Origin of the sequence: Azospirillum brasilense, assembly GCF_003349955.1 — a bacterium.
GTDB lineage: Bacteria > Pseudomonadota > Alphaproteobacteria > Azospirillales > Azospirillaceae > Azospirillum > Azospirillum brasilense_B.
Genome location: NZ_QLKQ01000023.1, coordinates 74,609 through 82,619 on the forward strand (window position 1 = coordinate 74,609; position 8,011 = coordinate 82,619).

Annotated in this window: 5 protein-coding genes and 1 pseudogene; 2 read left to right on the forward strand and 4 right to left on the reverse strand. The window is 63.1% G+C overall.

The genetic code is table 11. The features are described from left to right. Positions 1 to 29 precede the first annotated feature (29 nt). On the reverse strand, positions 30 to 320 hold the full coding sequence (locus DXK32_RS12800; RefSeq protein WP_035677313.1) for a hypothetical protein: 291 nt from the start codon (positions 318 to 320) through the stop codon (positions 30 to 32). A 144-nt stretch (positions 321 to 464) separates the two neighbouring features. After that, positions 465 to 1,670, reverse strand: a complete 1,206-nt coding sequence (locus DXK32_RS12805) for an MFS transporter (RefSeq protein ID WP_114858856.1) — start codon at positions 1,668 to 1,670, stop codon at positions 465 to 467. Between the two features lie 127 nt (positions 1,671 to 1,797). On the opposite strand from DXK32_RS12805, the gene DXK32_RS12810 reads away from it, so the two are divergent. Beyond that, entirely contained in the window at positions 1,798 to 2,574 is a 777-nt protein-coding gene (locus tag DXK32_RS12810; protein ID WP_114858857.1) for an AraC family transcriptional regulator, read from the forward strand. Positions 2,575 to 2,634: 60 nt separating this feature from the next. On the opposite strand, the gene DXK32_RS32130 is transcribed toward DXK32_RS12810, so the two are convergent. Then, positions 2,635 to 4,161, reverse strand: coding sequence for a P-loop ATPase, Sll1717 family (locus DXK32_RS32130; protein ID WP_162801159.1), 1,527 nt, complete (start codon positions 4,159 to 4,161; stop codon positions 2,635 to 2,637). Between the two features lie 307 nt (positions 4,162 to 4,468). Continuing rightward, the gene (acnB, locus tag DXK32_RS12815; RefSeq protein WP_114858858.1) at positions 4,469 to 7,054 is read right to left on the reverse strand and encodes a bifunctional aconitate hydratase 2/2-methylisocitrate dehydratase; all 2,586 of its coding nucleotides are present in this window, start codon (positions 7,052 to 7,054) and stop codon (positions 4,469 to 4,471) included. A 443-nt stretch (positions 7,055 to 7,497) separates the two neighbouring features. Here acnB and DXK32_RS32640 point away from each other — a divergent pair. Further along, positions 7,498 to 8,011: pseudogene (locus DXK32_RS32640) on the forward strand (hypothetical protein); the annotation flags it as partial.

The window sequence follows — 8,011 nt, forward strand, 5'->3', positions numbered from 1 at the left end:
GGTGGGGGCACCAAGGACGGCGCTACACCTCAGCCCGCGACCTTCTCCCAGCCCATCTTCTGGTACCGGTATTCCAGGATCGTCGGCGCCGCACAGGCGTAGCCGACCCAGACTCCCAGCGTCATCAGGACGCCGGTCGGCCACAGCAGCAGGGAGATGAGGATCAGCAACGCGTGAATTCCCGCGTGCAGCCACTCGGCCTTTTTCGCGAAGTAGACAGGACCGAGCAGAAAGGCCCAAAGGATCTCGCGGTTGGTCACCGCCTCCCGCTGGCCGTTCTCCGGATTCTCGAACACCATCCCGGACGGAGCCGCCGCCATCCCTGCCTCCCCTTGATTGTTTTCCGTTTTATTTGGGGAGGCAGTCTGGACGGCGGCGAGCCGGCTTGTCGAGGCTGAAACAACCTTTTTCCGGATGGTGGAGCGGAAACCCGTCCGGCGGACCCGCGACGGCGCGCTTGCGGTTCACGGCGCCTTGTGCGGGGACAGGTTGGGCAGCAGCGCGGCGAACAGGCCGAGCAGGGGAACGACGGAGCAGACCTGGAACACGAAGCCGATGCCTTTCCAGTCGGCCAGAACGCCGAGCCCGGCGGCGGCTAGGCCGCCGATCCCGAAGGCCAGCCCGAAGAACAGCCCGGACACCATGCCGACGCGACCCGGCATCAGCTCCTGCGCGTAGACGATGATGGCCGGGAAGGCCGAGGCCAGGGCCAGCCCGATCACCGCGCTGAGCGCGACCGTCGCCGTCAGCCCGACATGGGGCAGCAGCAGCGTGAAGGGCAGGATGCCGAGGATCGAGATCCAGATGACCGTCTTGCGCCCGATCCGGTCGCCGATCGGCCCGCCGATGATCGTCCCCGCCGCCACCGCCGCCAGGAAGACGAACAGGCAGAGCTGAGCGGAGTCCGGCGCCAGGGCGAAGCGCTCCATCAGGAAGAAGGTGTAGTAGCTGGTGAGGCAGGCCAGATAGACGTATTTGGACAGGATCAGCATCATCAGCACGGCCAGCGCCCGGTTCACCTGCCCGTGGGTCAGGCCGGGGTGGCGGACCGTGCCGCCACGGCGGACCGGGCGGGCGTGGTCGCTGCGCGCGTACCAGCGCCCGATGCCGGTCAGCAGGACCATGCCGCCCAGGGCGGCCAGCGCGAACCAGGACAGGCTCTCCTGCCCGCGCGGCAGGATGATGTAGGCGGCCAGCAGCGGCCCCAGCGCCGAGCCGGCGTTGCCGCCCACCTGGAACAGCGACTGCGCCAGCCCGTGCGCCCCGCCGGAGGCCAGACGGGCGATCCGCGACGCTTCCGGATGGAAGACCGAGGAACCAAGGCCCAGCAAGGTCGCCCCGATCAGCAGAGCCGCATAGTTCGGCGCGAAGGCGAGCGTGACCAGCCCGACCAGCGACGCCCCCATGCCGATGGTCAGCGAGTAGGGCGCCGGCCGGCGGTCGGTGGCGAGGCCGATGATCGGCTGAAGCAGCGAGGCGGTGATCTGGTAGATCAGGGTGAGCAGGCCGATCTGCGCGAAGCTGAGGTCGAATCCGCCCTTCAGGATCGGGTAGATCGCGGGCAGCAGGGACTGGATCAGGTCGTTCAGCAGATGGCAGACGCTGATCGTCCCCAGGACGGGCAGGGCCGTCCCCCCGGCCTTGGGCCGGGTCAGGGTGGTGTCGGTCACGAAAGGAAGCCTTTTTTGGCGCTTGGCCGGTGGGCGGGCGGCGCGTTGCTTGGTATGGAGCAACAGCCTATGGTGAGTCGCGACGGCCTGCCACCGCGGTCAGGCCGATTTCTTACGAGACTGGGCCATGGTCCGGAACCTGCGCATCGAGACGGTCGAGGAGTCGCCCCGCCCGCTGATCACTCTGGGACAGGATCACGCGGACGGCACCGTGCTGGCCGCCCACACCCACCGGCGCGGCCAGTTGCTGTCCGGGGCGACGGGCACGCTGCTGCTGTCCACCGCCCAGGGGCGCTGGGTGATGCCGCCCCATTGCGGGCTGTGGATTCCGCCGGGCGTCCCGCACGAGGTCCGCATGATCGGGATGGTCATGACGCGGAGCCTCTATCTGGCCCCGGCGCTGGCCGACACCATGCCGGGCCGCTGCGAGGTGGTGGCGCTGTCGCCCTTCTTCCGCAGCCTGATCGGGCGGGCGATCGACGTGCCGGTGGACTACGACCCGGAGAGCCACGACGGCGCGGTGATGGCGTTGCTTCTGCACGAGATGCGGCGGCTTCCGGTGGAGCCGCTGTCGCTGCCCTTTCCCGCCCACGCCGCCCTGGCGGAGCGTTGCCGGCGGTTTCTCCAGGAACCGACGATCCAGGCGACGATCGAGGCGTGGAGCGACGGGCTGGGCATGAGCCGCCGCAACTTCACGCGGCTGTTCCGGCGCGAGACGGGGCTGAGCTTCGTCGAATGGCGCCAGCAGGCGTGCTTGGTGTCCGCCCTGCCGCGGCTGGTCGCGGGAGTTCCGGTGACGACGGTGGCGCTGGACCTCGGCTACGACAACCCCGCCGCTTTCACGACGATGTTCAAGCGCACTTTGGGTGCCGCTCCCAGGGCATATCTGGCGGGGAGTGATTGAGCGACGCACCTTCGCTTTGCCACGTTGTAGGCAGCCAGTCGGCTAAATGACTTTTCTGCTTTAGGAAAGTGACTTCGCAACCGCAAAGTGTATGTGCACCACTCCCTTATCGATTGGTCTTCTGTTTCCGCGATGGAATCTGTGGTAAATGGTTTGTCCTTTGGCATCTTCGTATGCAATATAAAATATTCCAACAATATACAGCAGTCTAAATAGCTCGTCGACCTCATAGGTGACGCCATGTGCTTTCATATTTTCATGCGCTGGCTTTAGAGCTGACAAAATATCACTGTGAGTGTAGCGAGACCCTCCATCCAAGGAGTTTTTCGCAATACGTTGAAGGGTATGCTCTAGAACAGAAATGGATTCTTTCGGAATAAATGCTGTAAGGGCTGATTTTATGTCTTGCCATGCCATATTGGCATATGTTCGAAACACGGACGCAAAGTCTGCACTTTGCAGGCTTGCTTTATTAGGATAATTATCTCTTGCTGCCTTGAAAAAACGTACAATATCGCGAGGCTTTCCCCAGCTGTAATCGAGAAATTTGCTCGCAGAGACGCCCGGCATAAAGCGGTGAAACATCGCTTTCCTGTCGAAATTATTTCCAAGAGACAATCGAAGTCGAGCAATCATTAAATCGAAAATGGGATGTTCCTTCCCATAAGGGAAGCTCTCCCACGATATTTCTTGTCCATAAGATTGTATGCTATGGCTTATATCTGCCGTAGAAATTTCTTCGTGTTCTAAGAATTCCGATCTGATTGACATATACACCGTGCAGTCGATGTTCTCATCGATAAATTTTTCGTTGATGGATTGCACGGCCATTACCGTATCTCTTACAAGTGCCGCGTCAGCGCTGAGAGTCGATTTATCTCTATAAGCAAAGTGCATTTCGTCTAGAAATAGGCGGCATTTAAGGCTCCTTTTTTTTATCTGAGAAACGCAGAACTTCGTAAATTCATCATTGCTCCTTTTTATGAGCTTTGCTGCATCTAACGCGACCTTCTCCTTTGTGACTGCGGAAACATCGAATTTCATAGATGAAAGTGCGGATCCGATGGAATCGCTAACGTGCGCAGCAATCTCACCGGCGGAGGACGACTTAATATTTTGAATGAGATTAGAAATCCATCCGTTTTGTTGCGGTGGATCCTCTATTTCATCACATTGTGCCAGAAGGAGGGAAAGAAGAAGCCGTTTCATGGCATGATGGAAAAATCTTGTTCTCTTAATGTGCTCTTCATCTATAAGCATGGATGCGCTATCGCTGACTGCAATTTTTGCCAAGTCTGCTTCTTCGAGAATTTCTTTTCTAAAGACAATGAATTTAGTTTTATAATGTTTGCGAGAATCTTCCTCAAGGTGCCTCAATATGGCAGTTTTTCCAGTCCCTTTTTGTCCGACCAAAATAAACTTGGCACCACTACGAAATTGATCGATGCCGGGGAAGTGCGCATTGTGATAGGCATCGATGAAAATAGGCTTGCTGTTGACTTTCTTAGCCATATAGTATTCAGCATTTGCATCTGGTTCTCCGACCGATATCTTGATTAATGGAAGTTCCGGCATTTCTGTGCTCATAATTACTTCCCCAAACCGATTTTCAAACGGAAGAGCCTTTTTCCAATTCAATGTGATGAAGTACCATTCCCTTGTCAACCCTGAGTGGGAGATGCAGCTTTCTAAAAGCTCAGAGGAACTCATATTTTGGTGAGCACAATGTAAGATTGCGGTTTGTGACTTGTCCGTCTGGGACGGGATGGCTTGAAAAAGATAAGCCCCCGCCGGTCTCTCGGCGGGGGCTTATCTTTGTCGAAGACCTCTTGCACCCGCCCCCCTCCCGGCCTCCCCCCGCTTGCGCGAGAGGAGGGGAAGAGGTGCAGGCGGATCAGGCGGCGACCGTGTCGGCCACGTCCTGGAACTCCTTGATCTGGTCGAAGTTCATGTAGCGGTAGATGTCGCCGGCCTTCTGGTTGACGACGCTCACCTGCTCCAGATACTCGGCCGGGGTCGGCAGCTTGCCCAGCAGGGCGGCGACGGCGGACAGCTCGGCGGAGCCGAGATAGACGCGGGTGTCGATGCCCAGACGGTTCGGGAAGTTGCGGGTCGAGGTCGAGATGGCCGTCGAACCCTTGCGGATCTGCGCCTGGTTGCCCATGCACAGCGAACAGCCGGGCATCTCCATGCGGGCGCCCGACTTGCCGAGAACGCCGTAATAGCCTTCCTCGGTCAGGATCTGGGCGTCCATCTTGGTCGGCGGGGCGATCCACAGGCGGGTCGGGATGTCGGTCTTCCCGTCCAGGATCTTACCGGCGGCGCGGAAGTGGCCGATGTTGGTCATGCAGGAGCCGATGAAGACCTCGTCGATCTTGTCGCCGGCAACCTCCGACAGCAGCTTCACGTCGTCCGGGTCGTTCGGGCAGGCGACGATCGGCTCCTTGATGTCGGCCAGATCGATCTCGATCACCGCGGCGTACTCGGCGTCGGCGTCCGGCTCCAGCAGCGACGGGTTGGCGATCCAGTCCTCCATCGCCTTGATGCGGCGGCCGAGCGTCCGGGCGTCCTCGTACCCGTTGGCGATCATCCACTTCATCAGGGTGATGTTGGAGCGCATGTACTCGATGATCGGCTCCTTGTTGAGCCGGACGGTGCAGGCGGCGGCGGAGCGCTCGGCCGAGGCGTCGGACAGTTCGAACGCCTGCTCCACCTTCAGCTCGGGCAGGCCCTCGATCTCCAGGATGCGGCCGGAGAAGATGTTCTTCTTGCCCTTCTTCTCCACCGTCAGGAGGCCCTGGCGGATGGCGTAGAGCGGGATCGCGTTGACGAGGTCACGCAGCGTGACGCCCGGCTGCAGCGTGCCCTTGAAGCGGACCAGCACCGATTCCGGCATGTCCAGCGGCATGACGCCGGTGGCCGCGGCGAAGGCGACGAGGCCCGAGCCGGCGGGGAAGCTGATGCCGATGGGGAAGCGGGTGTGGCTGTCGCCGCCGGTGCCGACGGTGTCGGGCATCAGCAGGCGGTTCAGCCAGGAGTGGATCACGCCGTCGCCCGGACGCAGGGCGACGCCGCCGCGGGTCGAGATGAAGGTCGGCAGCTCGCGGTGGGTCTTGACGTCCACCAGCTTCGGATAGGCCGCGGTGTGGCAGAAGGACTGCATGACCAGATCGGCGGAGAAGCCGAGGCAGGCCAGATCCTTCAGCTCGTCGCGGGTCATCGGGCCGGTGGTGTCCTGCGAGCCGACCGTGGTCATCTTCGGCTCGCAATAGGTGCCCGGACGCACGCCCTGGCCTTCCGCCAGGCCGACCGCGCGGCCGACCATCTTCTGGGCGAGCGTGAAGCCCTTGCCGCTGTCGACCGGAGAGGACGGCAGGCGGAACAGGGTCGACGGGGCGAGGCCCAGCGCTTCACGGGCGCGGGCGGTCAGGCCGCGGCCGATGATCAGCGGGATGCGGCCGCCGGCGCGGACCTCGTCGAAGATCACGTCGGACTTGACGGAGAACTCGGCGATCACCGCGCCGTTCTTCAGCGCCTTGCCCTCGTAGGGGCGCAGCTCGACCGTGTCGCCCGTCTCCATCTGCGAGACGTCGAGTTCGATCGGCAGGGCACCGGCGTCTTCCATCGTGTTGTAGAAGATCGGGGCGATCTTGGAGCCCAGGCAGACGCCGCCGAAGCGCTTGTTCGGGACGTAGGGGATGTCCTCGCCCGTCCACCACAGCACCGAGTTGGTGGCCGACTTGCGCGAGGAACCGGTGCCGACCACGTCGCCGACATAGGCGACGAGGTTGCCCTTGGCCTTCAGATCCTCAAGCTGCTTGATCGGGCCGCGGACGCCGGCCTCCTCCGGCACGATGCCGGGGCGCGGGTTCTTCAGCATGGCCAGGGCGTGCAGCGGGATGTCCGGGCGCGACCAGGCGTCCGGGGCCGGGGACAGGTCGTCGGTGTTGGTCTCGCCCGACACCTTGAAGATGGTCAGCGTCAGGCTGGCCGGGACCTCGGGGCGCGAGGTGAACCACTCGGCGTCGGCCCAGGACTGAATCACCGCCTTGGCGTTGGCGTTGCCCTTGTCGGCCAGCTCCTTGACGTCGTGGAAGTAGTCGAACATCAGCAGCGTGGTCTTCAGGCCGGCCGCGGCGGCCTCGCCGCACTCGGCGTCGCCCAGCAGGTCGATCAGCGGCTTGATGTTGAAGCCGCCGAGCATGGTGCCCAGCAGCTCCGTCGCCTTGACCTTGGAGATCAGCGGCGAGGTCTCGTTGCCCTTGGCGAGCGAGGCCAGGAAGGCGGCCTTGACCTTGGCGGCGTCGTCGACGCCCGCCGGGACGCGGTGCGTGATGAGATCGACCAGGAAGGCTTCCTCGCCCTGCGGCGGGTTCAGAAGAAGGTCGACCAGCTCCTCGGTCTGCTTGGCCGAAAGCGGCAGGGCGGGAATTCCGAGCGCGGCACGCTCAGCGACATGCTGGCGGTAAGCTTCAAGCACGGTGCGGTCCTCTCATCCAAGGTTGCTCAACAGTCGTCCGATTCCCCGACCCGGGGGGCGCGCTCGCGGACCCGGCTTTTTTGCCCTTGCGGCGTCTTTCCACGCCGCTGGTCCTACCATTCCGGAAGGAACTTCCGCGGAACGGAGATGTCTTACGTCGCGGCCTCGGGAGTCGTCAAGTCAACGCTCCGCCTGCGACACGTTTTCAGATGCCGGCCATAGAAGTGGTATTACAACTTGCTCCCGCCGGCCCTGTGGAGGGGCGGCGATTTCCTGAATTCCTCATGGTCTTTGCAATGAACGCTCCGGTGGGGTTTCTGCGCGGGCCGCCGCATCACCATGGCGAACCCGCCGGCGAAGAGGTTGATGGCGAACAATTGGGCATGTAGGGTGTTCCGGCTGTGCATCCACGGCACCGCGCAGGCTCCATGCCCTCAGGCTCCATGTCCCTTCGACACCGGATCACCGCCCGGTTCCTCAGCGTCCTTCTGGCGCTGGCGCCGCTGCAGCCGCTGCCCGCCGCCCTTCCCATGGCGGCGACCGCCGGGCTGGCCGCGGCCACCGGCGTGCTGCTCTGGCCGCAGGAGGTCGAGGCGCGGGCCGGTGGGGGCCGAAGCTCCAGCGGCGGCTACAGCCGTCCGGCCGTGCGCACCCCGTCCTTCTCCACCCGCTCCGCCCCGTCGCGCGCGCCGGCCACCGGCAGCGGCGGCTACAGCCGTCCCCAAAGCGGGCCGTCCTTTGGCCTTCCCGGCGGGGCGCCGTCCGGCGGCGGCGATCTGGGCGTGTCGCGGCGGTCGAGCGGCGAGGCACTGGACCGCTACCGGGCGCAGCAGCAACAGCAACAGCGGGAACGCACCCCGCCGGTCGCCGCGCCGCCGCCCCGTTCCGGGGCCGGGGCCGGCTCCGGCTCCGCTTCCGGGTCCGGCTGGGGTGGAGGGGGCTGGCAGGGAGGTGGCT

Excerpts from the sequence above, each read along its gene's own strand:
- DXK32_RS12800 (WP_035677313.1), bottom strand. The coding sequence starts at position 320 with ATGGCGGCGGCTCCGTCCGGGATGGTGTTCGAGAATCCGGAGAACGGC.
- DXK32_RS12810 (WP_114858857.1), top strand. The coding sequence starts at position 1,798 with ATGGTCCGGAACCTGCGCATCGAGACGGTCGAGGAGTCGCCCCGCCCG.
- DXK32_RS32130 (WP_162801159.1), bottom strand. The coding sequence starts at position 4,161 with ATGAGCACAGAAATGCCGGAACTTCCATTAATCAAGATATCGGTCGGA.